A 23,391-nucleotide genomic window follows, 5' to 3' on the forward strand; every position below is an offset into this window, starting at 1 on the left:
TCTCTATAAGTTTCAAAATTTATGAATATTGGCTTAATATTCAATATACACCATTAACTATCGCTTTATTTCTAGCATATTTTAGCAAAAAATCTTCTTTTTTTATTACTTCAATCACAAATTTCTGCCACCTTTAAACTATTTATTACAGTAGAAATACTCATAATACTTTGTAAAATTCATATTTTCTGATATAAATGATATATATACATATTTCATTAATTTGTAACATTTCTACTAAATACTGAGAAAGGAAATTTCATCTATGCGATTTACTATCTACAAGAAATTATTACTCGGTTTTTTTATAGTTATTTTAGTTCTAGTTGCTACTATCGGCTTAAATATAAAGCAGCTTGATTCTGTGAACAAAACTTATCGTACATTATTGGAGGAGCAAACAACTAAATCTATCGCTATTCAGGAATTACGCGTTATTGCCAAACAAGAGATTGTTAGTTTGCGTGGCTATTTACTGCTTGGAGATAAACAAAATCTCCAAAGCAATCAAGACTCTCGGACAGAATTTAAACAAAAATCTGAAGAGCTCATGGCATCTCTGACGACCGAAAAATCCATTAAATTTCTAGAAGCTATTAATAAAAGCGAGCAAAATGTTCAGCAGTTTGCCGATCGTATGTTTGAGTTAAAGGCTTCAGGTGAAACGGAAAAGTACGAAAAGCTCGATAGTACGCAAGGGCGGCTCATTATTAAACAATTTGACGAACGCGTTGAAAACCTTTCCAATTATCAACATGAATATATTGACGGAAAAATTGCTGCCACATCTCAACAAATTCAAGATATTAAGTTCCAAATGATACTTCTTGGGGTTCTTGCAGTTGTCATAAGTCTGATAATTGCAATGGTTGTTGGTAGTCTAATGTCTCGACCAATTAACGGTATGGCTAAGGCAGCTAAAAAAATAGCAGAAGGTGACTTAACGGCTGAACAGATTCGTATTAAAAATCGTGATGAAGTGGGTGACTTAGCCCAAGCATTTAATCAAATGGCCGTTAATTTGAAAGATTTAATTACAAATGTACGTCACAACACTGTACAAGTTAGTGGCTCTGCTGCAGAATTAACAGCAAGTGCTGACCAAACCATCCAAGCGACAGAGCAGATTACTTCTTCGATTCAAGAAGTGGCAAGTGGCTCTGAAGCTCAAGGTAAAAATGCTACAGAAAGCTCTGAAGCGATGAAAAATATGACAAAGGGCATACAGCAATTAGCATCTACTACGGCGGCGGTTTCGGAACTAGCAATGGAAACGAATTCAGAGGCTCAAAAGGGCAATAAATCATTACATCGAGTGATTTCACAAATGACTACTATTAATACTGCTGTATTAGAATCTGCAAGCGTAGTTAAGAATTTAGACGGTCATTCTATAGAAATCGGTAACATTATTGGCATTATTACAGATATTGCAGAGCAAACAAATTTATTAGCACTCAATGCCGCTATTGAGGCAGCTCGTGCGGGTGATCACGGGAGAGGCTTTGCCGTCGTGGCAGACGAGGTGAAAAAGTTAGCAGAGCAATCCAAAAAATCTGCAGAGCAAATTGCTACGTTAATAGCAGAAATCCAACAAGATACAAACCGTGCTGTAAAGGTGATGGATACAGGGACACAAGAGGTTCAAATCGGTATGCAGGTGGTACAGGTAGCTGAAGAAGGCTTCTCTAAAATTGTAGAGTTAATTGAACAAGTGTCCATGCAAATTCAAGATGCTACTACAGTTTCAGAAGAAATGTCATCCAGTGCGGAACAAATTTATGCATCCTTCGATGAAATAGCAACAATCGCTCAAATGTCTTCTAGTAATTTACAAAATGTCGCTTCTGCCTCTGAGGAGCAGTTAGCAACTATCGAGGAAGTCGCTGCTTCCGCAGCAACACTTTCAAATATGGCTGAGGAGCTTCAAACAGAAGTCTCTCGCTTTAAAATAGAATAAATGAAAACTGCTCGAATTCCTTCTAGGAAACGAGCAGTTTTTTTCTATATATGTATAGGCTTTCACTCACTTATATTTTTCATATAATGGCTGCTTCCTCACTAGCAACTTGTAAAGTAGCTCTCTTACCAACCTGACGCTTCCCTAAACAAACACAATAGATTTACGTATTGCTCTAAAGGAGGCAAAAAAATAACTGCATGCACACTTTGTCTACATGTCTATACGCATTGATAACCCCCCATTCAAGGACTTCCTTTAAAGCAAATTGTACCTTCTAAATCAAAGACAAATTTCTTCTTTTCTTCTACCTTTCTAACGTTCATTCACAACTTTTATTTTCTAACAGACATTGCTTTTTTAGTAGCCATTTATTTACTTCACAATTATCAAATTTTTATCAAAACGAGCACTACTTTAGACAGAATTAAAAAAATTTTTAGAAAATTATTGACAGGTTATTAATATCCAAGTAATATTGCTTTCAACAACACATTGCAGGCCAAGATTGGAAATAGTAAAAATGGTGATGTACTTGTAGAGAGCCGATGGTTGGTGTAAATCGGTAGACACACATTTTGAACTCGTCCATGAGCTACTCCCTGAACAGTCTAGTAAGGGATGTCGGTTTCCCCCGTTAACAGGATAGACAGTGATAGCTGTCGATAAGGGGACTTTTTCTGTACAGAGAAGGTCAATTAGAGTGGTACCGCGAGCATAAACTCGTCTCTATTTTTAAATAGAGACGAGTTTTTTTATTTTTTAGTGAATCATTGGCCTACGTGTAGCTTTTAGATACTGATAACTACAAGAGGAGTGTTAAAGAATGGGAAGAAAAATTTGGGTATTTGATACAACATTACGTGATGGTGAACAGGTGCCAGGAGCTAAGCTAAATTTATATGAAAAAGTAGAAATAGCACAGCAACTGAAAAAATTAGGTGTCGATATTATCGAAGCTGGATTCCCCGCTTCATCACAGGGAGATTTTGATGCTGTCAAAGCTGTAGCTGAGAAGGTCGGTACTACTGGCGATATTATGATTACAGCATTAGCACGTGCAGTAAAGGCAGATATTGATGCCGTCTACCATGCTGTGAAATACGCTGAAAACCCTATGATTCACATGGTTCTTGGGACATCCGATATACATGTGGAGAAAAAATTTAGTAAATCAAAAGATCAAATTCTGCAAATTGGAGTAGATGCTGTAAAGTATGCCAAAACTCTTTTGCCTCAAGTTCAATATTCCACAGAGGATGCATCTCGTTCAGATTTTGAATATCTTTGGAAAACAATTGAAGCTGTTATGAGGGCTGGTGCCACTATGATTAACGTACCTGATACAGTCGGATTTGCAGAACCAGAAGAATTTGGTGAGATGATTTTTAAATTAAACAACCGTATGAAAAATTTAGACGACAGTGTCCTTCTTAGCGTTCATTGCCACAATGACCTTGGAATGGCAACTGCAAATACGCTTGCTGCCATAAAAAATGGTGCCGACAAAGTCGAATGTACAATTAATGGTATCGGTGAACGCGCAGGTAATGCGGCATTAGAAGAAGTCGTTATGGCACTAAAAACGCGTAGCACTATCTATAATGCTGATACTCGTATTAACACTAAAGAAATTATTAATACCTCTCGTCTTGTTTCTAGTTTTATGGGCTTAGATGTTCAAGTCAATAAAGCTATTACGGGAGATAATGCATTCGCCCATTCATCGGGTATCCATCAGGACGGATTACTAAAATCTCGTGATGCTTATGAAATTGTGCACCCTGAAGACGTTGGTCTTGATGATATGGAGCTAGTACTGACAGCACGTTCTGGCCGACATGCTGTGAAAAATGCTCTTGAAAAGTTAGGGTTTTCAAATCTTTCTACAGATGAATTTGAGGGAATCTTTGAAGGTTTCCTAAAGCTAGCGGATGCCAAAAAGGAAGTATACGATCACGATTTATACGTTATTGTTGAAAGCTATTATGAAAAACATGATGCTTCTCACAAGAATGCAACTCACTATAGTGACCAATTCTTTGATATTGAAGATTTACAAGTCGTCAGCAATACAAGTTTCCCTTCAGCGAGCGTTAAAGTACGGAAAGGTAACGAAGTATTGAAGGCTAGCGCAGTTGGCTCAGGTCCAATTGATGCTCTCTATTCTGCCATTGCAGAAATTACAAGCATGGATGTAAAACTAGTGGAATATAATATCAATAGTGTTTCGCGCGGCAAAGAGGCGCTAGGAAAAGTAAAAATCACGATCGAGCATGAGGGTGAAAAGTATATGGCAAAAGCTGCAGATACTGACATTTTAAAAGCTAGTGCCCTAGCCTATATGAATGCCATCAATAGCATTGTCGTGGCCAAATTAACACCTGTTATGAATTAAACAAGAAAAGCAGTATGGCCTCATTCAGCCATACTGCTTTTTCAAGTCTAGCGACTATCCCTTACTAACTTTTGATATTCTTCTTCTATTAGTTCAATGTCCAGCCGTTCAAACAAAGGTGTTATGTCTTCAATGGTTTTAGGTAACTCTACTTGCTCATGCCACATTATTTCATCTATTCCTAACATATCTCTTACCTTCGCTGCTGAAAACGGTAGAAATGGTTGTAGTAATTGTCCGAGATTGGCAATGATATAGACACAGGTAGCTAGTGTACAATTGCCCGCCTCCACATTTTCTTTTACTTGTAACCATGGCTGTTGTTCATCGAAGTAACGATTAGCTCCACGAATATACTCAAAAATGGTCTCTAACGCTTGCTTGAAACGGCCACCCTCAATAAGAATACCCACTTCATTAAATAGCTGAATAGTTTGTTTACGAATAGTACTATCCACTTCAGCCTGTGGCACTTGACTAGCAAAGGATTTCTCTATAAATTTCAATGTTCGGTTCACAAAATTACCATAGGCACCAAGTAATTCACCGTTATGACTGTAAATAAATTCTCGCCATGAAAAATCAGTATCGCGATTTTCTGGTGCATTAGTCGTTAAGAAATAGCGAATAGAGTCAGCATCATAACGACTTAAAATATAAGGAACCCATACGGCCCAGTTTTGACTCGTCGATAATTTGCGTTTTTCTAATGTTAAATATTCATTAGATACGATATGTGTCGGTAAAGCTTGCACACCTAGTCCCATCAAAATAGCTGGCCAAATAACTGTGTGGAATGGAATATTATCCTTACCATGGACATAATACGAAATCGTTTCTTCATTCCATAAGTCTTCAATCGCCATATGATGTTGCTTTGCCCATTCTAGGCTAGCAGTTAAATACCCCGCCACTGCTTCAATCCACACATATATTTTCTTACCATCAAAGCCAGGAACCGGAACATCTATTCCATTTGGTAAATCTCTCGTTACTGCTCGGTCAGGAACGCCCTCTGCTAAGTAGCGCTCTGTCAATCCTAATGCATTATCCCTCCAACGTTTCTCTGCCTTTGCCTCGGATAAGAAGGACTCTAATTTCCCTTGAAATTGACTAAAGGTAAAATAAAAATGTTCTGTCTCTCGAATTACTGGCTCATTCCCACATATTTTACAGCTCTTATCGATTAAATCTAGTGGGTCTAAAATTTCCGAGCAGTTATCACATTGATCTCCTCTCGCCTTTGCACCACAATTTGGGCATATACCCTCTACAAATCGATCTGGCAAAAATTGCTGATCTGTCTCACAGTAAGCCTGTTCAATTTTCTTTTTATATAAAAAGTGGTTGGCAAGTAGCTGTAAAAATAAGCCCTTAACGGATTCATGATGGTGCTCTGCATCCGTTCTTGTGTATAAATCATAAGTAAATCCTAGCTTATTAAAACATTTTGTAAATTCTTCATGATAATGATTAGCAATCGCCTCGGTTGTTGTGTTTTCCTGAGCTGCACGAATAGAAATTGGTGTACCATTACAGTCACTACCCGATACGTATAATACTTGTTCACCTTTTTGACGGTAATATCTGGCCAAAATATCACCTGGTAATAATGCGGCTACATGTCCTAAATGCAAAGAGCCATTTGCATACGGCCAAGCGCCTCCAATAACGATAGTCATTCTAAATTGCTCCCCTCTCATTAAAAATGGTAAAAAAAAATCGCCCTAATCAAATCTGATTAGGACGAGTCTACCCGTGTTACCACCTATATTTACAAATAGCTCACACTATTTGCCTTATTCAGTACGTCTTTTTTTAAAGTAAGAGATACTGCCGCTGTTGTAACGAGTGCCCATCTCGTCGTAATCTACTTGCTATAAGCTTTCGGTACGAAGCTCAAAGGTCATTTTCAAAAGGATTCATTTACCTCATTTCCACCAACAGAGGCTCTCTACAAAATGCTATTCCTATCTACTTTTCCTTTTCAATGCTTTATCTATAGGATTGGCACTATTCTACGCTTTATTACGATGAAATGCAATAATTGTCGTTAAGTCGCTTCCATTTTTTCGAATAGGCTCACCTAATGTTAATGGGTTTATCATAATTAGCCTAACTCTATGTTTAGTAACTCCGTTAAATCATCTATCACAATATGTGCCTGTTGCAATTCATGGTCCTGAGCAAAGTCAAAGCGAACACCTATTGAAAGTAGCGCGTTATCGCGGGCAGCTTGAATATCGGAAGAACGATCACCAACTACCGCCCCGTCCTGAATTCCATTGTCTTGCATTACTTTTTTCACTAAGTCTGATTTATGACCGCTAGCAATGGATTGAATGCTGTAAGTCCCCTTTATAAATCGCTCTAATTGATAGGTTTCTACAATTGCCTGTAAATAGTCAACCTGTCCATTACTCGCTATGTATAACGGATAGCTTTTTGACAATGTGGCAAGAGTTTGCTCAGCATGTGGATAAAGCGCACCTTTACGACTACGGATTTGCTCCGTCAACTTTACATGAAAGAGCACATTGCTCTCCTCACGTATGTCTACTGAATGCATTGGACATAAGGTCTCCCATACTACCGGTAGAGGAACACCCATAATTTCACGGTATTTTTCAATGGGTGTTTCTCCCTGCCATAAGCCCTTTGTACGCAACACATCAAATGTGGCATCTAGCGCAGGTTCTAAAATAAGATTTGTTTGAAATAAAGTGCCATCCATATCAAAAATAAAAGCTTTCGTCATAAAATCACTCCTTGCTTAATGATTAAAAAACTCCATATGTAACTTCTCCTTCTTATAATAATCCAAACGATCTTGTAAAGTCCCCGTATGAAATTCAAACTTATGTCCATCAGGATCGGTAAAATAAATTGATTTTTTATCTCTTTCATCTCTTTGTCGGCCATCTAAAATAAGAACCTTCAATTGTACTAATTTATCATACATTTTATCGAACTCATCCTCAGAGATCGTGAAAGCGATATGTGTATAGGAATATTGAATGTCATTGCGCGGTATATCTTTTTCAACATTGAGGGCAAGCCACAGCCCATTTACATCAAAATAGGCTGTGCTGTTTCCCTTTACAAGTAACTTAGCACCGAAAACATTTTCATAAAATGCAATGGATTTCTCTAGATCAGACACTGAAAAGAGTAGATGATTTATGCTTTGTACTGTCATATGTGTGCTCCTATTTGTTTTTTCCCTTTTTAACACCTTTAGAAATTTGCTTCCACTTACGTTGCTCCTCGAGCTTTGCCTGGACATTTGTTTTACGTTCCATGTAAGCTAATTCTCTTTGTAGCTTAAAATAGCTTTGCAAACGATTTTGATCAAGTTCACCATCAGCAATAGCTTTTCGCACTGCACAATGCGGCTCTTTTTGATGGGTACAATCACGATAACGGCAAGCTTTTGCTAATTCCTCAACATCTTGAAAGCTGGATGATAAACTATCACCTTGATTCCATAACTGTAGCTCACGCATTCCGGGCGTATCAATTAAACAGCCACCTGAGGGTAATATCACTAGCTCTCTATGGGTCGTTGTATGACGTCCTTTTGCATCGTCTTCACGAATGTCTGATACCTTCATCAGCATTTCGCCACACAGAGCATTCGTCAATGTAGATTTTCCTGCACCGGAGGAGCCCAGCAATGCTCCAGTGACCCCTTCAGTAAATAAGGCCTGAATTTCCGTTAAGCCTTCTCCAGAAATAGCACTCGTTACGAAAATATCTACACCCAATGCTACTGACTCAACTTCTTTTACTAAGCTTGATTCATCCTCGCATAAATCTGCCTTTGTAAGAACAATAATGGGCTTTGCACCTGAATCCCAGGCAGCTACTAAATATCGTTCCAAACGGCGAATATTAAAATCAGCATTCAAGCTCATGACTAATAACACAATATCCACATTCGATGCAACAATCTGTTCCTGTATCTCTAGACCAGCAACTTTTCGCGAAAAGACAGATTTTCGTTTGAATAACTGATGAATAATTGCTCGTTCCTCACCAGGCATTTTCTCTACCAGCACCCAATCGCCCACTGCCGGATAGTCTTCACGAGCTAAAGATGTATAGGCATAATGACCAGCGATTGTTGCAAGCCATTCCCCTTCTTGAGCTAACACTCGATAGGAATGCTTATGCTCTAAAGTGACCCTCGCAGGCACACAATTTTTAAACTTAGATTGTTTTTTCATTTCTAATATTTGCTCTTCAAAATATTTTGTAAAACCTAATGTTGTTAAATTCAAATTAATTTCCTCCTAAATATGCGTTTCTATGAGGCTTCTGTGCAGACTTCCACAAGAAGCAATTATCTTGATTCAGCAAATTTGAATCACGATAAAAAAACCTTGTACCTGCATAATTCGGCAGTTACAAGGTTTCACACGCACGTTTAAAGGATATACAAGTACATCGAGCTATGCACGACGTCTCTTTGTATATATTAGGCGTGTGAAATGAAACAAACCGAATTGCAGTTCGCTAAAAATAGATTTATTCATCATGTCACATCACCTACTTTCCATTTAGTTGTTACCAATATATACAAAATTTTAGGAATTGTCAAATACAATATTATAAGCATGTATCTACTTCCTCAACGCATAGAATGTACAAGACCAATAAATGCGAGGAGATGTTGAATTGCCTAAAATCATTTCTATTAGCACACATCAACCACCTTACACATTACAGCAATCAAATGCAGAGGAACTAACAAAAGAGCTTTTCTATGAAAAAATCCCAAAATTAGAACGCTATCTAAAGGTTTTCGAAAATGGTGGAATTGAAACACGTCATTTTTGTGTACCACCTGAGTGGCATCGTACAAATCACTCATTTGAGGAGCGAAATAATTTATATATTGAACTAGCTACACAATACAGCGTAAGCGTCATTCAGGCATGCTTACAAAATGAAGCCTTCTTACATTCACCCATTTCTCCTGAAGAAATCGATGCCATCATATTTGTTAGTAGTACGGGAATTTCAACACCTAGCATTGATGCTCGTATTATGAACAAGCTTACTTTTTCCGATCGATTAAGACGTATTCCATTATGGGGCTTAGGCTGTGCGGGAGGAGCAGCGGGTGTTAGCAGAGCCTTTGATTTTTGTAAAGCACACCCAAATGCAAAGGTGCTTGTTGTTTGTGTTGAATTATGTAGCCTCACATTTCAGCCAAACGATTTTTCTAAAAGTAATTTAATTGGGGCTTCGCTTTTTGCTGACGGTGCTGCCTGTATGCTCGTGTGTGGCGATGAAATCATGATTGATACAAAAAAACCATCACCAGCTATTCTAGCGACAGGCTCTAAATGGATGCCCAATTCAGAAAATGTAATGGGATGGGACATTAAAAATAATGGGCTTCATGTCATTTTTCAAAAAAGCATTCCGGCTATTATTACTAGTTGGCTTGGACCATATATTGAACAGTTTTTACTGGAACAAGGAATTTACAGTGAACAGCTTACTCATTTCATTGCACATCCTGGAGGAAAAAAAGTATTAAAAGCCTATGAAGACACGCTTTATCTTTCTTCTCAAAAAACCGACATTTCTCGGGAAATATTACGACAACATGGTAATATGTCTTCGCCAACCGTGTTATACGTGTTAAAACAATTTATGTTACATGAAGGACAAGTGGGGGATACAGGTTTACTCGTCGCTCTTGGCCCTGGTTTTTGTGCAGAAGCTGTATTATTAAACTGGAGGGAGTAGCATGATCTTCTATTTAATTGTGACGCTTGTCATTCTACAAAGATTGACAGAGGTTTTCATTGCTAAACGAAACGAGAAATGGATGTTTTCTCAGGGAGCTTATGAGGTAGGTAACTCTCACTACTCTTATATGGTCACTATGCATATTAGTTTCTTCTTGTTTCTAATTGTTGAAGTAGTAACAAATAACAATGGTATTTCGCCCTTATTCCCATTACTTTTTATTTTGTTTGTAGCCGTTCAGGCATTGCGTATATGGTGTATCCGTTCTTTGGGAACATTTTGGAATACAAAGATTCTCATTCTACCTCACGCACAAGTTGTGCGTAAAGGTCCCTACGAATTTATGCGCCACCCTAATTATGCCGTCGTTTGCTTGGAAATTCTCCTTCTACCTCTTATGTTCCAGGCATATTTTACAGCGTTTTGCTTTACACTATTAAACATTACAATGCTATCTGTACGAATCCCAATAGAAGAAAAGGCTTTACGAGATGCCACTAATTATAATCGAGTGTTTGAAAAGAAGATTTCGGAGTCGTAGCCGAAATCTTCTTTTTTATTAATGCCATTCCCAGTTAAACGGATCCTGTAGTTGTTCCCACGGGTTACGAAACTCTTCATCTGTTAATAAACAGCTGTCCAACTGTTTGAAAATACGTTCTTTATCTAAGTCAATACCAATAATAACAAGTTGGGTCATGCGATCTCCAAACTCGCTATCCCAGTCTTCCAACACCTCTGGACTTTGTTGGAAAACATCTTCCTGCTGAGCTTTTGGTAGTGCAGCTACCCAATAAGAAACAGGTTCAATTTTTGCAGATGCACCTGCCTGTGATAGCAATAACGCAACATCTTGATGTTTAGCACTCCAAACAATCCCCTTTGCCCGCACAATTGATTGGGGCATGTGGTCACACCACTCGACAAAGCGCATCGGATGGAATGGCTTTCTACTTGTATAGGTAAACGAAGATATCCCGTACTCCTCCGTCTCCGGCATATGGTTTTCATGCCCCAACTCTAATTCTTTTAACCAGCCAGCTGATTCTGATACACGCTCGAAGTCAAAACGGCCTGTATTCAAAATGTCAGTAGAATCAATTTCACCATTCACCGTTCGGATTATTTTTGCCTCGGGCTGTAGTGCGCGCAATATACCCTCCAACCGTTCTAACTCTTCTATTGAAACTAAGTCACACTTATTTAATACAAGGACATCACAAAATTCTATTTGATCAATAAGAAGGTCTGCAACATCCCGTCCATCTAATTCACCAATTGCTTCCTTACGCTCTAATAAACTCTCTCCTGATTGAAAATCATGCCAAAAGCGATGCGCATCTACGACCGTTACCATCGTATCCAATTGACAAAATCTCGTTAAATCTATGCCGAGCTCTTCATCTAAATAGCTAAATGTTTGCGCAACTGGAATCGGCTCACTAATACCTGTCGATTCAATCAATATATAATCAATATTGCCAAGCTTCGCAAGACGTTCCACCTCCTGTAATAAATCTTCTCTCAATGTACAACAAATACAGCCGTTGGATAACTCCACAAATTTCTCTTCTGTTCGTGAGATACCGCTGCCATTTGCAATAAGCTCAGCATCAATATTAATTTCACTCATATCATTCACAATAACAGCAACACGTAAATCCTTTTCGTTTTGCAATACATGATTCATCATTGTGGTCTTACCAGAACCTAAGTATCCACTTAATACAGTCACAGGTATTTTCATTGTTATCTCTCCAACTCCTTAAATCGTAATCATTACTATTTATAATTTGTAATTAAAACATATAATTTTATAAAATGCAAAGCTTTTTATTATATACGAAATTAAACTTGACAATTTACAACCTAAAATATATTGTTTAAATCGTAATAATTACTATTTAAAAGGAGGCATAATTATGCGCGTACAAATAACTCTAGCCTGCACAGAAACTGGTGATAAAAACTATATCACGACGAAAAATAAACGTAATAATCCAGAGAGATTGGAGCTTAAAAAGTATTCCCCTCGCTTAAAACGAACTACTTTACATCGTGAAACAAAGTAATTTAGCAGTAGTTAATTAATTGGGGACTGTTTCAAAAGGGGTATGCTTACCCCCTAGAAACAGTGTTTTATCCCATCTATTCTCTATTTATTTCGAATGCAAGCTCGTTCAATTTTTGATCGAGTTCATCAAGCATTCGTAATCTATAATCGATCTGCTCGTCTAGATTAATAGATCCATTCATTTTTACTCTACTGTCATCAGTTTGATTTTTATAGCCTTTTATCTCATTCGTTAGTTTTTCGATTTCTTGATTTTTCGTCTCTAATTCTTTGACTAATTGTTGATATAGGCTGTCCGTCTCTACTTTGTCTCTATAGGATTGTTCTATTGTCTCTAAGATACGTTCCATTTGTCCACCTGTAACGATGGTAAAGTCATGTAATCTTTTATCAAACCCTTCAATCATTGACCTATAGTTTTTATCTTCATTAGATACGTTAACGCTGTCCTTTAATAACTTATTTTCTGCTCGCAACTCATTTAGCTCTTTTAATAAGGACTCTATCGAAGTAATTTGTTTTTTCCTTTGTAACTCTCGTTTTTGTATCTCTTCATCATATGCTTCCAATTCCTTATCAAAATCTCGCTTCAACTTTAATAGCTCCATCGAGAGATCTTTTCTGAGTCTTGTTAATTGTATATTTTCCCGTTCAAGCCGTAGCACTAATGCATAATAATCACTATCCCTTAGCCTTTTCACTTCATTTTTATATTTGGCTAATTCGGCCCTTAAAAAAATTATCATTTGTTGGAGCTGTAGAGGATCATTGTTTTTGACAATATCGTTGTCCATCCTTGCACCTCCTAGCCTGAAAAACTTTTTAGAATTTCAATGACTTCTTCAAACTGTGCTTTACTGTCATCTAACACCTCATCTAGTTGTTTTAACCACTTTGTTTGTAGCTTCGAATGTTCATGTTGTTCAAAGATATTATTTTTTTCCCCAGAGACAAGATAGCCAATTAATTGTTGCAATGTATCTTTTTCAAGAAAGGCAAAGCTATTATCTTGTACATTACGGCGGTTAAGCTGGTCCTTCATCAATTGTTGGATTACGCTACTAAGCTCTTGTTTTTCATGATCCACCATTGTTTCCCTCCTGCGTTTGACTAATTCCATTGAGATTAATTGGGTTTAACACAACCACACCATCTGTTAGCTGATCACAATATGTAAAACCCATAATAGTGCCAGAATACGATAAATTATGGGACCATTTAATTTGAAAATTGGTAAATGAAATCGTTTCATTTGGTTCGATGGTGGACTTCCCTACTAGTCTAAGCCAATATTCCTCCTTACTAGACTTGTCATTAAAACGTTCCCAATTACTTTGCCCCTGTGTCTTTAAAGTAGGTGTGTAATTTTCGTGAACATACCTTCCCGAGAAATAAAACGGAGAATCTTTCGGTAATTTAATACATAGATATGGATTTGTGACGGGTGTTTGACCAATATTACGAATATGGTAGGAGCCTAAACAAAGACTTTCTTGCTCAGAGTCATAGGATATATTGAACGAGGATGTAAAATAACTGATTAGACTAATCTTATTTTGAACTGCTAGCTCTTCTACCAGCTTTTTTATTTCTTGAACATACATGTTTGTCTGTTCTTTCACCGCTTGTATCTTGTCTTCTATTCGTGTTATCACTTAATGCCCCCTTACTATGATTCATAAAAAAAAAGAGAGGATAACCCTCTCTTCATGATATGACTTTCCTCTATTTGTTAGCACTACTAACCAACAGTTGGGAAAATAACTGGGCATTGTTGTGGACGAACCGCAGTTGGACATGTGAATGGTAAATCTGCTCTTGGTTCGCAGAAAGTTGCTAAGAATTCCACAGTAACTGGGAATGTTGATTGAATGCTTTGGCAAACAGCAACAGTAATTGTTAACGCAGAAAACGTAATTGCACCTGCTGCAGCTGTAAGTGTACCAGTTGTACAAACGAAGCAATCTAAATCTGTATATAGAATTTCTACATCTGTACCCTTAGGTGCACATAATGTCACTTGCTCACAGCGTGAAACAGGAATCTCTGCGCTTGTGAACATTGTTCCATTTGGTAATGTAACAACGATCGTAAGAATGAAATTCTTTTGAATATTTAAATGTTGTAGACAAACAGTTGATCCATCGATAGAGAATTGGCGATTCTCACGGTTTAGGATCACAATTGGATTTGTAGCTGCTGGAATTACTCGACATGTAACAATAGCACCTGTTAAGTCAGTAGCTGCTGTTACGCCTGGGAATGTAATTGCTCCAGTTGGTGAAATATCAAATGACATTTCCTTTACAATCCAGTCATATACCTTATCAACATTTATACAAATCAGTTCCTGCGCCTGGGATGGCATATGTTCTTGCATCCTTTTGACACCTCCATAAGTTTTTTATCTTTCGTTTGTAGCATATGTTTTTCAGCTATAAGTGCATGGGCTAATAAATAGTTACATTGGATATTTATAAAAATCAACGACAATCATTTTGTCTTACAGTTCTTTCTTTATAATAAGAACTAAAATGTTGAAGGAACAGGTATATTTGTAACAGAAAGTCAATATTTTTAATAAACTAATAATGGAATGAAAGGGGTGAACTACAATGGAGGAGTCAAAATTGTACACCACTCAAGAGATTGAAAATTTAAAGCAAAAAATTGAAACCTATAGAGAATCGTTATCATCATTAAAAACGGGATCGTCAATTGAAGATTTCCTTTATATGAAGCAGGGGTTTGATGGACTGAAAACACAGATAGCCCATTTAGAGGGGATTACAGAGACATTGGATACTAAGCAAAATTCCTATATAAAAGGATATGATGATCAAATAAGGCTTCTTTCCATACAGATTGAGTCTCTGAATCAAACCATGGAAGAAATGAATCAAGAAATTTTAGCAGTTTTAAACAAATTATTAACTGTTGAAGGAAATGATACAACAACCATTTCTCCCGCCATTAAAATGCCTTCTCAAACTTCGGCTACTCATTTGCCTAGACAACAACCTAGAATGACACAGACAGCAGATAAAACTACGATAACATCAGCACAACCATCTTATAGACTATTACAAAGTTTGGCAGGTAAAGCCATAAACCACCAACAAAATGTCAATAATAATGGGGCTCCACCTCCTCACAATGACCAGCAGGTAGCTAAACCAGAAGAGCGGCATTTTAATCAGCAATATTTTCAATCCATTAATACGCATCCAAGCCATATATACAATGGTTTATTCAGAAACACGACAGTTGAATCCACCTTCCATTTTAAAAATGCCACGGATGCAAAGGAAGTTCCAGTAAGTGTTTATGATCCATCTGCTGTACAGCCCACTTTAAGTGAGGAAAACATCGAGAATGATCATTTACTATCAACTATTGTTCATGAATCGAGTACTGGAACCGAAAAATTAGATGATCCTACAGAGGCTGTGCCAACGGAAAATGAACGTAACAACCATGAGATTTCCGAAGTAACTAAAGGATCGTTTGAACAGGTTAATTCAGAGAAACTTAGCAAGACAGTTAGTGAAGACACTACTGCAATAGCTAGTGAGCCTCTCAACGAAGTCATTTCAGAAACAGTAGCACAGCCAGCTGACACAGTTGAAACACATCATTCTCCTTCAATCGAAACAGAAGAGTATGTCGAAGTGTATAATTCTGAAGCAGTCTATGAGGTTCATCCATCCCTGGAAGAAGAAAATAAGGAACCTGATCCTGTAAATATGCCGATTGAGGAAGAAAATAAGAAGGGAAAAAATTCATTTTTTGATTTCTTTAAAAGATGGAGTTAAATTTATCACTTTATAAGACGTCCACTATGTATGAAAACACATAGTGGATGTCTTTTTGTTTCAATAGAAAATTGATTTTATGAAATCATTGAATTTATAGGAGAGGTAGATATTTGCCCTTCCCCCCTTTTCACATATGAATAGAATAATGAAGAAAGGGGGTGTAAAAATGTGTTTTAACAACTCAATGTGTGGTTGCTCTAAAGGCAATGGTGATTGTACTGCCCTTGGACCATTTATCGGTATTGATGCGGCATGTATTACTCCACCAGCAGCTACAGGTTCCATTATCCCATTTTCTTCAGGAACAATTCCTGTTGTATTAGTATCTCTTGCAACTGGTTTAGTTAGTACTGTAAGCCTTGTTGGTTTTGGTACATCTGTTCCAGGTGTAGCTCTTGCTGGCGTTAATATTGATTTAACAAGTTCTCTTGCCACAGAAGCTTTTACTGTTCCACGTCCAGGAACAATTACATCTATTGCTGCAACAATTTCAGCAACTGCCGCTTTAACACTAACAGGAACAGCTACAGTGAGAGCACAAATTTACCGTGCAGTTCAAGGAAGCAATGTTTTCAGCCCTACTGCAGCATTTGTTGATTTAACTCCAGCTTTACCATTAGCAGCATTATTAGCTGGTGCAATTGCAAGCGGTAGTGCCAACGTATCAGTGCCAGTAACTACTGGTGATCGTTTATTAATGGTGTTCTCCATGACTACTTCAGGAGCTACTGTTCTGGTTACTCTTACTGGTAACGCAAGTGCAGGAATTACTATTGTATAAGTAAATAACGCTAACTCTTAAAGTTATAAGTATCTTTTCAAACCTAATAATTAAATTGTAGTAGGCGATTTTAACTAAATCGTCTACTTTTTATGTAGCTAAAATGCTAATGCATGCTGGATATGTGCCAAATGATGTTTGCCATGCCATGCATATAAACCTACTGCTTGTTCCAATGTTGTTAACCCCGAATCAGGATGATTATAAGCTCGTTGTAATTGTTCATCCGTTAAATTTGTCAGTAAATAAACCCAACGCTCATGTAAACTTTCAATTAATGTCAGCGAAGTTGCTATTGGCATTTCTGAATCTGGGAGCATTGCCCATTCAGCCTCATTGTATGGCTTAATCGTTGGTACATCCTCTGTTAGTGCTAGCTTAAAACGGGTATAGCTGTTCATATGACTATCAGCAATATGATGGACTAGCTGTCTAACGGTCCAACCATTTTCACGATACGATTTTGCCAATGCCTGCTCACTTGCTTCACTTAATACTTCTTTAAGCTGCTTTGGTAATAGGTAAATATCTCCCATCCATTCTTTTACTTGCTGTGATGTCACTTCTTTTGGACATTGAAACTCCCCAATGGGATATCGTAAATCAATCAAATTGCTCTCCTCCATTTTTCCCTCTTACTTTTCCAAAATGTTTAGGTCATTATTATTCCTGGATATCAACAATCAACGTATCAGAGTGTTTTCCATTTGTATCAGTAAAACAGCCCTTTTCCAGGACTAGGAATTTTTACGCTTAAAGGGCTATGAGCATCTGCTTCGTTTGCTGGCCCGCTAAGACCTGTGCTCCATCCGCCAACTAAAATAGACTGGTTAGTTTTAGAATCTCTATAGTATCCTACAACTGTTAACTCTGTATTACCATTTCCTTCAATTCTTCAAAGATGCCACATCCATTTTGTGGGCTCAAACTTTGCATACTAGCACCAATAACACCCGATTTATTGGCATTACCTATAATGGCTCTATCACCAAATTCACTGCTTTTTCATTCCAATTAATAGCTGCAAAATCACTTATTTGCAAAAAATCTGGGGCATTCTCTGTTATTACAATTTTACCTATATTTGTATAACTACTACCACTAACAGCATCATACATATAAGGACAAATCTTCTACGACAACCCCCATCCCCTAAAAAAATTCTTTTTACCCTCAATTATTACAGACAATTCCGTTCATTAAAATACCAAATAGCAATAACACAAAAAGAAACTGTATTACTCATCAAAGAATAATACAGCTTATCACCTTATTTTTTTTCTTTGGCTTTTGCTTCTTTTTCAAGATGCTTCCTTGCTATCTTCAATCGTTGAATGTCTTTTTTCTTCAGAGGAACAATCTCTTCCTTCATCATTTTAATATAAGAAATCATTAACAACAGTAATAGGACTGTAAACGGTAACGCGGCAATTAATGAGGCTGTTTGTAGTGCATCCAGCCCACCTGTATACAATAAAACACCTGATATAGAGGCCATCAATATACCCCATACTAACTTGGATAGTACTGTCGGGTTTAAAGACCCCCTTGTCGTCATACTCGCCATAATGAAAGTAGCTGAATCGGCTGATGTAATTAAGAAAATGAAAATGAGCAAAATTCCAATAAAAGAAGCTATCATTGAAAGAGGTAAATACTCTAGCATTTGAAACAAGGCCACTGTTACGTCGTTATGAACGGTTTGCGCAATTTCAGCTTCTTTATGCAGGTCGAACCACATGGCAGTTCCTCCAAAAACAGCAATCCAAAAACAAGCAATAAGAGGAGGAATAATTAATACGCCAACAATGAATTCTCGAATCGTTCTTCCTTTAGATACACGGGCAATAAAAGAACCAACAAAGGGCGACCATGCTATCGCCCACGCCCAATAAAAGATCGTCCAATCCTTCACCCAAGTCCCCCCGATATACGGTTGCATCCTTAAGCTGTATTGAATGAAGTTTGAAATATAATCCCCTATTGCTAGTGTAAAGGTTTCCATAATAAAAACTGTTGGGCCAGTTATAAAGACAAATAGCAGTAAAACAATCGCTAGCATCATATTGACATTACTTAGGATTTTCATTCCCCTTTGAAGGCCCGTAGTGGCAGAGAACATATAGCCAATAAACATGATAAGAATAATGGCTACCTGTATGAGAAATGTATTAGGTAAACCAAAGACAAAGCTTAAACCTCCGTTTGTTTGGAGCACGCCCAAGCCAATAGAAGTAGCTACCCCCATAACTGTAGCAATAACCGCTAAAATATCAATTGTGCCCTTCACGACTCGATTTGTCCCCGTTACAGGCTCTAAAGCGGTAGAGATGAGCATATTTCTTTTTTTGTTAAATTGCACATAAGCCATGACAAGCCCCAATATAGCATAAACAGACCATTGGCTGATTCCCCAATGAAAGAAAGAATAACCCATTGCCAGTCGCGCTGCATCTGTCGTTAGAGGTGTTGTGTCACTAAAGGGCGGTGAAAAGTAATGACTCATTGGTTCAGCTACTCCCCAAAAGACTAATCCAACCCCTAGACCTGCAGAAAAGAGCATAGAAATCCATGTGAGAAAGCTAAATTCTGGTCGACCATCTTCTGCTCCTAACCGAATAGTGCCATATTTACTAATAGCCAAGCCAAATAGAAAAACCACGATTATAAAGACCGCCATTAAGTAAAACCAACCAAAAAAATCCGTCGTCATATGAAAGACGCTGTTCGCACCATTCTTAAACTGTTCCGGTATTATTGCCCCAATAATTACTAAAAATAAAATGGCTCCACTAGAAATAATAAATACTGGGTTGATTAAATTTTTAATTTTTTGCATACAGCGCCTCCATTAATCCCAGACGTTTTACCAAATTTCCTTTATTATGAGTTTCCTTCAAGTATTTTATAAATCAAAACTTCTTGAAAATAAAAAACCGCACTACCAATAGATAATGCGGCTATTGTTTATTCATTTGTAAAAGCAAAACGTATGGCTCTACTCATAACTGTAGGCACAACAGATGCATGATTTTCGTTTAAAGCTTCATAAAAATCAACCTTCATTACTTTTTCAAGTATTGTTGCCATTTGTCGTGCATCATCCACCATAAAGGTTTCCAGTTCACCAGCACTAATAAACAATGTTTCCTTCATAGCCTGATGCTCATTTAAAAATACTGAGGCACATGGGACTAATTCATGCTCATTCCACCAGATGGAAGGACTGATAGCCAGGTAATGTTGAAAGCTTGTTGGATGGTGAAATAATTGCCAAAGCGTAAAATAACCAGCTAATGAGTGACCAAATATCGATTGCTGTGCTTTATTTACTGGATAGTTGGCTTCAATCATTGGCTTTAGTTCTTCTTCTAGGAATCGACTAAAGTTTACTGACCCACCAAGCTTTTCATGCCCTTTACCTTTAAATCTTGCGGGATAAATATACGTCTCTGCTGGTGCCGTAAAATCATAAAAACGTCGTTCACGCATATCTTCACCATGCCCGATACCAACAACAATGGATGGTAAAATACCCGTTTTTGGCGCATTACGACTTTGCAATCGAACTGCTTCCTTAACAAGAGAAAAATAAGAAGAACCATCCAATACATAGATGACCGGAAAGCCTTCCGTTGGCGCTTCCTCATTTGGTACATAAACGTTAATCCCATACGTATAGTCTGCCAATTTTGAAGTCATTTGCTGTGTTGAGTAATCTATTTCTGTTGGATTCATTTGTTTTCCTCCTTCAATATGTCATAGCCATAGCATACAGGTGTATTGGTTGCTGGATCTTCCATAATACGTGCATCAATGTTAAAGACTTGACGCATCACCTCTGCGCTTAAGATTTCCTGTGGTGTTCCTGTTTGCATGATAACACCATTTCGCATGGCGATCAGATGATCTGAATACCTAGCAGCATGGTTAATATCATGAAGAACCATGACGATTGTACATTGATGCTGTTCATTTAAATTTTTCACGATATCAAGTACTTCCAATTGGTGGGCCATATCTAAATACGTAGTCGGCTCATCGAGCAACAAAATATTTGTTTCCTGTGCCAATGCCATAGCGAGCCATACACGTTGACGCTGACCCCCAGAAAGCTGTGCTAGCTCCCGATTTCGATATTCCACCGTGTTTGTGACCGTTAACGCCCACTCAATCATTTCTTCATCCTTATTTGTTAATCGATTGACATTGTTGCGGTGCGGATATCTGCCATAAGCAATAAGTTCCTCGACTTTTAATTGTCCCGGTGCAACGGGTGTTTGTGATAATATTGCTAGCTTCTGTGCAATATCCTTTGTCGACAGATTTTGCATATTTTGCTCCTGCAAGTATACCGTGCCCTGTTGCTTTTTCAAAATTCTTCCTATTGTTTTGAGAAGCGTTGATTTACCACAGCCATTCGGTCCGATAATCGTTGTGACCTTGCCCTCTTCAATCGTTAAATTTAACCCTTCAAACACTCGAACCTGCTCATAGCCTGAAGCCAAATTTTCCATTCTAAACGCTGTTTGCACACCATTTCCTCCTATGCCTTAGATTTCACTAGTAAATACAAGAAATATGGAATTCCTATAATCGATACTACTATTCCAACAGCCAGCTCAGACGGTGCGAATACCGTTTTGCCGATAAAGTCAGCTAGAATTAGCAAGCCTGCACCAATTAATGCACTTACTGGCATGACATAGCGGTGCTGAATACCAACAAGCTGCTTGGCGATATGTGGCGCCATTAACCCAATAAAGCCAATACTTCCTGATACAGATACGCATGCGCTAACTAGTCCTACACTGGCTAATAACAGCTTCATTTTCTCTTTTTCAACAGCAATTCCTAAACTTGTGATGTTATCCTCTTCCAGCTGAAAATAATCAAGTAAATACGATTTTTTATGCACATAAATTCCTAAAATTACAAGCCAAGGTAACATAGTAAGAGCAAAAATCCAATTCGCATTGTAAATGGAACCTGCCATCCAAATAGCTGCAGATTCAAAATCCTGCGCACTCATTTTTAGAGATAGAAACAATGATAAAGCGCCAAATCCACTGTTAATGGCAATCCCAGTTAATATTAATCGCTGCATATCGAGATGACCATTTTTCAAAGCAAACGTAAAAATTAATATAGCCGCAATTGTTCCACCGATAAAACCGAACAATGGCATCATTAAAATGGATAGCCAGCTGTTCATATCTGCACTCACTAATTTTAATTGAAAGAAAAACATAAAAATTACGACCGCAGCACCAGCTCCAGCATTAATTCCTAATATCCCTGGATCTGCGAGCCCATTGCGCGTAATACCCTGTAATACAACCCCCGCCATTCCTAATCCAATACCAACGAGCCCAGCTATGACAATTCGTGGTAAGCGGAATTCAAAAATAACAAGATCAAATTTTGGATTAGGTTCAATACGCAATAATGTTTTTATGACATCCATCACAGACATATCAAAAACACCATTTGTAATATGTAGATAACTTGCAACTAAAATCAAAAGTAAAAGCGTCGACATAGTCATTAAGAATACACTTGAGGTATGTTTACGCACGTTTTTCACCTCCGTGCTTTCGAACTAAATATAAGAAGAATGGCACACCAACTAATGCTGTTAAGACTCCTATTGGCGTTTCAAATGGATAATTAACAAAGCGGCTAAGGACATCACAAAGCGCCAAGAAAAAGGCACCAATAACCGCCGCACAAGGGATAATATAGCGATAATCTACTCCAACAAGAAAACGAGTAATATGCGGAATAACTAACCCTACAAAGGCTATTTTCCCAACGAGAGCAACTGCTGTCCCTGTCAAGCATACGACAGCTAGCATACTAATAATCCGTACTGCCTTTGTTTTTTGACCTAGTCCCATTGCAATATCCTCACCTAGCGAGGTAATCGTAATGGCCCTCGCGGATAGTAAGGCCAATAATAAACCAACTAATCCAAATGGAATAGAGAGCATCAACATATCCATATCTACCATATGTACCTTAGTGTTATACCAAGCACTGACTGTTTGTGATACTTGAAAATACATCGCAATCGCTGTAGCTATACTACTTAAAAATGTCCCAATAACGGTTCCAATAATGGCTAGCCTTACTGGTGATAAACCATTCCGAATTAACGAGCCAAAGCCAAAAACAATGCCCGCACCCAGTGCAGAACCTAGCATTGACAATAAAATCATTTGATAATTAGGCAGTCCTGGGAAAAAGACAATGGCTAATGTTATAACAAATGCAGAGCCATCGTTGACACCCATCAATGAAGGAGATGCTAAATAATTTCGTGTAATTCCCTGCATAACTGCACCCGCAACTGCCAAAAAGGCTCCTACTAACAAGACTGCGCCTATTCTAGGAATACGTCCTGTCCGTATAATTTGATGATCAACATTAGAAGGATCGAATGCTGATATTGCTTGCCACACAGTGATTACACTAATATCCTTTGTTCCATACATAACAGAAACAAGCGCCACAAGGGCAATAAGGAGAGGAGATACTGCTAATATTGAAAATGACACTACGTTTGTTTTTTTCAACTTTCACACCTTTTTC

General features: G+C 37.8%; 22 protein-coding genes and 2 other annotated features. Of the genes, 7 read left to right on the top strand and 15 right to left on the bottom strand.

The window, feature by feature from the left end; translation table 11 throughout:
- The first annotated feature begins 265 nt into the window (after nucleotides 1–265).
- Entirely contained in the window at nucleotides 266–1,960 is a 1,695-nt protein-coding gene (locus ACP3VS_RS09430; protein ID WP_012295897.1) for a methyl-accepting chemotaxis protein, read from the top strand.
- 495 nt (nucleotides 1,961–2,455) lie between these two features.
- Nucleotides 2,456–2,694 (top strand) — a binding site (T-box leader).
- Between the two features lie 92 nt (nucleotides 2,695–2,786).
- The gene (locus tag ACP3VS_RS09435; protein ID WP_036162389.1) at nucleotides 2,787–4,358 is read left to right on the top strand and encodes a 2-isopropylmalate synthase; all 1,572 of its coding nucleotides are present in this window, start codon (nucleotides 2,787–2,789) and stop codon (nucleotides 4,356–4,358) included.
- A 47-nt stretch (nucleotides 4,359–4,405) separates the two neighbouring features.
- Here ACP3VS_RS09435 and metG read toward each other — a convergent pair whose 3' ends face one another.
- The 4 genes from metG to rsgA form a co-directional block, all read right to left on the bottom strand.
- On the bottom strand, nucleotides 4,406–6,040 hold the full coding sequence (gene metG / locus ACP3VS_RS09440; RefSeq protein WP_031416586.1) for a methionine--tRNA ligase: 1,635 nt from the start codon (nucleotides 6,038–6,040) through the stop codon (nucleotides 4,406–4,408).
- A 57-nt stretch (nucleotides 6,041–6,097) separates the two neighbouring features.
- Nucleotides 6,098–6,358, bottom strand: a binding site (T-box leader).
- A 110-nt stretch (nucleotides 6,359–6,468) separates the two neighbouring features.
- Nucleotides 6,469–7,116 carry an HAD-IA family hydrolase gene (locus ACP3VS_RS09445; RefSeq protein ID WP_197150609.1) on the bottom strand — a complete coding sequence of 216 codons (648 nt, stop codon included), beginning with the start codon at nucleotides 7,114–7,116 and terminating at the stop codon, nucleotides 6,469–6,471.
- Between the two features lie 15 nt (nucleotides 7,117–7,131).
- Nucleotides 7,132–7,557 carry a FosM family fosfomycin resistance protein gene (fosM, locus tag ACP3VS_RS09450; RefSeq protein ID WP_031416589.1) on the bottom strand — a complete coding sequence of 142 codons (426 nt, stop codon included), beginning with the start codon at nucleotides 7,555–7,557 and terminating at the stop codon, nucleotides 7,132–7,134.
- A gap of 10 nt (nucleotides 7,558–7,567) precedes the next feature.
- Nucleotides 7,568–8,647, bottom strand: a complete 1,080-nt coding sequence (gene rsgA, locus ACP3VS_RS09455; RefSeq protein WP_171821127.1) for a ribosome small subunit-dependent GTPase A — start codon at nucleotides 8,645–8,647, stop codon at nucleotides 7,568–7,570.
- A gap of 391 nt (nucleotides 8,648–9,038) precedes the next feature.
- Between rsgA and ACP3VS_RS09460 the strand changes: the two genes are divergently transcribed.
- Together ACP3VS_RS09460 and ACP3VS_RS09465 are read left to right on the top strand one after the other, a co-directional pair.
- Nucleotides 9,039–10,121 carry a type III polyketide synthase gene (locus ACP3VS_RS09460; protein ID WP_031416591.1) on the top strand — a complete coding sequence of 361 codons (1,083 nt, stop codon included), beginning with the start codon at nucleotides 9,039–9,041 and terminating at the stop codon, nucleotides 10,119–10,121.
- A gap of 1 nt (nucleotide 10,122) precedes the next feature.
- Nucleotides 10,123–10,665, top strand: a complete 543-nt coding sequence (locus ACP3VS_RS09465) for an isoprenylcysteine carboxyl methyltransferase family protein (RefSeq protein WP_012295905.1) — start codon at nucleotides 10,123–10,125, stop codon at nucleotides 10,663–10,665.
- 18 nt (nucleotides 10,666–10,683) lie between these two features.
- Here ACP3VS_RS09465 and ACP3VS_RS09470 read toward each other — a convergent pair whose 3' ends face one another.
- The gene (locus tag ACP3VS_RS09470) at nucleotides 10,684–11,871 is read right to left on the bottom strand and encodes a GTP-binding protein (RefSeq protein ID WP_197150606.1); all 1,188 of its coding nucleotides are present in this window, start codon (nucleotides 11,869–11,871) and stop codon (nucleotides 10,684–10,686) included.
- A 175-nt stretch (nucleotides 11,872–12,046) separates the two neighbouring features.
- Between ACP3VS_RS09470 and rpmG the strand changes: the two genes are divergently transcribed.
- On the top strand, nucleotides 12,047–12,196 hold the full coding sequence (rpmG, locus tag ACP3VS_RS09475) for a 50S ribosomal protein L33 (protein WP_012295907.1): 150 nt from the start codon (nucleotides 12,047–12,049) through the stop codon (nucleotides 12,194–12,196).
- Nucleotides 12,197–12,272: 76 nt separating this feature from the next.
- On the opposite strand, the gene ACP3VS_RS09480 is transcribed toward rpmG, so the two are convergent.
- The 4 genes from ACP3VS_RS09480 to ACP3VS_RS09495 form a co-directional block, all read right to left on the bottom strand.
- Nucleotides 12,273–12,992, bottom strand: a complete 720-nt coding sequence (locus tag ACP3VS_RS09480; RefSeq protein ID WP_426388569.1) for a hypothetical protein — start codon at nucleotides 12,990–12,992, stop codon at nucleotides 12,273–12,275.
- A gap of 11 nt (nucleotides 12,993–13,003) precedes the next feature.
- Complete coding sequence (locus tag ACP3VS_RS09485; protein WP_426388570.1) at nucleotides 13,004–13,288, bottom strand: hypothetical protein; 285 nt, start codon at nucleotides 13,286–13,288, stop codon at nucleotides 13,004–13,006.
- Entirely contained in the window at nucleotides 13,275–13,853 is a 579-nt protein-coding gene (locus ACP3VS_RS09490) for a hypothetical protein (RefSeq protein WP_426388571.1), read from the bottom strand. The genes ACP3VS_RS09485 and ACP3VS_RS09490 overlap by 14 nt, the downstream gene beginning before the upstream one ends.
- 86 nt (nucleotides 13,854–13,939) lie before the next feature.
- Nucleotides 13,940–14,578, bottom strand: a complete 639-nt coding sequence (locus ACP3VS_RS09495; protein WP_012295911.1) for a hypothetical protein — start codon at nucleotides 14,576–14,578, stop codon at nucleotides 13,940–13,942.
- A gap of 235 nt (nucleotides 14,579–14,813) precedes the next feature.
- Between ACP3VS_RS09495 and ACP3VS_RS09500 the strand changes: the two genes are divergently transcribed.
- On the top strand, nucleotides 14,814–16,013 hold the full coding sequence (locus tag ACP3VS_RS09500; protein ID WP_036217674.1) for a hypothetical protein: 1,200 nt from the start codon (nucleotides 14,814–14,816) through the stop codon (nucleotides 16,011–16,013).
- Nucleotides 16,014–16,182: 169 nt separating this feature from the next.
- Entirely contained in the window at nucleotides 16,183–16,797 is a 615-nt protein-coding gene (locus tag ACP3VS_RS09505) for an exosporium glycoprotein BclB-related protein (RefSeq protein WP_031416594.1), read from the top strand.
- Nucleotides 16,798–16,895: 98 nt separating this feature from the next.
- Here the strand turns inward: ACP3VS_RS09505 and ACP3VS_RS09510 are convergent, their stop codons facing one another.
- From ACP3VS_RS09510 to ACP3VS_RS09535, 6 genes are all read right to left on the bottom strand, one after another.
- Complete coding sequence (locus ACP3VS_RS09510) at nucleotides 16,896–17,423, bottom strand: YfiT family bacillithiol transferase (RefSeq protein ID WP_012295914.1); 528 nt, start codon at nucleotides 17,421–17,423, stop codon at nucleotides 16,896–16,898.
- Between the two features lie 644 nt (nucleotides 17,424–18,067).
- Complete coding sequence (locus ACP3VS_RS09515) at nucleotides 18,068–19,636, bottom strand: BCCT family transporter (protein WP_012295916.1); 1,569 nt, start codon at nucleotides 19,634–19,636, stop codon at nucleotides 18,068–18,070.
- Nucleotides 19,637–19,764: 128 nt separating this feature from the next.
- Nucleotides 19,765–20,535 (bottom strand): alpha/beta hydrolase, encoded by a 771-nt coding sequence (locus ACP3VS_RS09520; protein ID WP_426388572.1) that lies wholly within the window; start codon nucleotides 20,533–20,535, stop codon nucleotides 19,765–19,767.
- Entirely contained in the window at nucleotides 20,532–21,314 is a 783-nt protein-coding gene (locus ACP3VS_RS09525; protein WP_031416598.1) for an ABC transporter ATP-binding protein, read from the bottom strand. The genes ACP3VS_RS09520 and ACP3VS_RS09525 overlap by 4 nt, the downstream gene beginning before the upstream one ends.
- A 29-nt stretch (nucleotides 21,315–21,343) precedes the next feature.
- Nucleotides 21,344–22,339 carry a FecCD family ABC transporter permease gene (locus ACP3VS_RS09530; protein ID WP_012295919.1) on the bottom strand — a complete coding sequence of 332 codons (996 nt, stop codon included), beginning with the start codon at nucleotides 22,337–22,339 and terminating at the stop codon, nucleotides 21,344–21,346.
- A 28-nt stretch (nucleotides 22,340–22,367) separates the two neighbouring features.
- Nucleotides 22,368–23,375 (bottom strand): FecCD family ABC transporter permease, encoded by a 1,008-nt coding sequence (locus tag ACP3VS_RS09535; protein WP_036162397.1) that lies wholly within the window; start codon nucleotides 23,373–23,375, stop codon nucleotides 22,368–22,370.
- Nucleotides 23,376–23,391 lie beyond the last annotated feature (16 nt).

This window comes from Lysinibacillus sp. VIII_CA, from assembly GCF_049943995.1.
In the GTDB taxonomy this organism is placed as follows: Bacteria; Bacillota; Bacilli; order Bacillales_A; family Planococcaceae; genus Lysinibacillus; species Lysinibacillus pinottii.

Excerpts from the sequence above, each read along its gene's own strand:
- ACP3VS_RS09430 (WP_012295897.1), top strand. The coding sequence starts at position 266 with ATGCGATTTACTATCTACAAGAAATTATTACTCGGTTTTTTTATAGTT.
- ACP3VS_RS09435 (WP_036162389.1), top strand. The coding sequence starts at position 2,787 with ATGGGAAGAAAAATTTGGGTATTTGATACAACATTACGTGATGGTGAA.
- metG (WP_031416586.1), bottom strand. The coding sequence starts at position 6,040 with ATGACTATCGTTATTGGAGGCGCTTGGCCGTATGCAAATGGCTCTTTG.
- ACP3VS_RS09445 (WP_197150609.1), bottom strand. The coding sequence starts at position 7,116 with ATGACGAAAGCTTTTATTTTTGATATGGATGGCACTTTATTTCAAACA.
- fosM (WP_031416589.1), bottom strand. The coding sequence starts at position 7,557 with ATGACAGTACAAAGCATAAATCATCTACTCTTTTCAGTGTCTGATCTA.
- ACP3VS_RS09465 (WP_012295905.1), top strand. The coding sequence starts at position 10,123 with ATGATCTTCTATTTAATTGTGACGCTTGTCATTCTACAAAGATTGACA.
- ACP3VS_RS09470 (WP_197150606.1), bottom strand. The coding sequence starts at position 11,871 with ATGAAAATACCTGTGACTGTATTAAGTGGATACTTAGGTTCTGGTAAG.
- rpmG (WP_012295907.1), top strand. The coding sequence starts at position 12,047 with ATGCGCGTACAAATAACTCTAGCCTGCACAGAAACTGGTGATAAAAAC.
- ACP3VS_RS09480 (WP_426388569.1), bottom strand. The coding sequence starts at position 12,992 with ATGGACAACGATATTGTCAAAAACAATGATCCTCTACAGCTCCAACAA.
- ACP3VS_RS09485 (WP_426388570.1), bottom strand. The coding sequence starts at position 13,288 with ATGGTGGATCATGAAAAACAAGAGCTTAGTAGCGTAATCCAACAATTG.
- ACP3VS_RS09495 (WP_012295911.1), bottom strand. The coding sequence starts at position 14,578 with ATGCAAGAACATATGCCATCCCAGGCGCAGGAACTGATTTGTATAAAT.
- ACP3VS_RS09500 (WP_036217674.1), top strand. The coding sequence starts at position 14,814 with ATGGAGGAGTCAAAATTGTACACCACTCAAGAGATTGAAAATTTAAAG.
- ACP3VS_RS09505 (WP_031416594.1), top strand. The coding sequence starts at position 16,183 with ATGTGTTTTAACAACTCAATGTGTGGTTGCTCTAAAGGCAATGGTGAT.
- ACP3VS_RS09510 (WP_012295914.1), bottom strand. The coding sequence starts at position 17,423 with ATGGAGGAGAGCAATTTGATTGATTTACGATATCCCATTGGGGAGTTT.
- ACP3VS_RS09515 (WP_012295916.1), bottom strand. The coding sequence starts at position 19,636 with ATGCAAAAAATTAAAAATTTAATCAACCCAGTATTTATTATTTCTAGT.
- ACP3VS_RS09520 (WP_426388572.1), bottom strand. The coding sequence starts at position 20,535 with ATGAATCCAACAGAAATAGATTACTCAACACAGCAAATGACTTCAAAA.
- ACP3VS_RS09525 (WP_031416598.1), bottom strand. The coding sequence starts at position 21,314 with ATGGAAAATTTGGCTTCAGGCTATGAGCAGGTTCGAGTGTTTGAAGGG.
- ACP3VS_RS09530 (WP_012295919.1), bottom strand. The coding sequence starts at position 22,339 with ATGTCGACGCTTTTACTTTTGATTTTAGTTGCAAGTTATCTACATATT.